We start from the raw sequence: 529 nt of genomic DNA, 5'->3' as shown, positions 1-529 counted from the left end.
TCATTATAGGTTTTTTCACTGATTTCATTGTTGATTAAGTAGGCATCGTAGGCAAGAGCAGATGTTCCCACATAAGGAATCAATTTTGACATTTGTCTTGCAAGTAAGGCAAGTGAAATACCTGTATTAAATTGTGCTGCTATATCTATCCCTAAATTTTGCAAAATTTGATAAAAAAAATCTTCATCCTTTATACCTACAAGCTGACAATTTAAAGTATCGATCTCATAGGGTTTGCAATCTAAAATTCGTTTATATCCTTTTGGAATTTCATCATTTTCTTTAATGATAATGTAAGACTCTTCATTTTTATCACTTCTTTCTTCTCTTATATCGATCGCAAAATCAAATTTATATTCTCCTTGAGGTAATTCTTTTAATGTTAAAATATTATGAGTTTTTTGTAAGATTATTTCTATTTGCTTTGCAAAATTTTGAGTGTATATGTCTTCTTTTGTATGAAATTTTTTACTTAGTCTTTTTATTATAGGAAAATGAGAATAAAACTTATCCCAATCTAGCATAGTGT

Annotated in this window: 1 protein-coding gene; it reads right to left on the bottom strand. The window is 27.8% G+C overall.

Annotated features, from left to right (window positions below):
• Nucleotides 1-529, bottom strand: a 529-nt coding sequence (locus H2279_RS08715) for a hypothetical protein (protein WP_337196296.1), incomplete at both ends; no start/stop codon positions are given.

The organism is Campylobacter sp. B0100352/1, from assembly GCF_020135855.1.
GTDB lineage: Bacteria > Campylobacterota > Campylobacteria > Campylobacterales > Campylobacteraceae > Campylobacter_D > Campylobacter_D taeniopygiae.
Note: the sequence above shows the minus strand (reverse complement) of the source record. Positions and strands in the feature narration are given on the sequence as shown.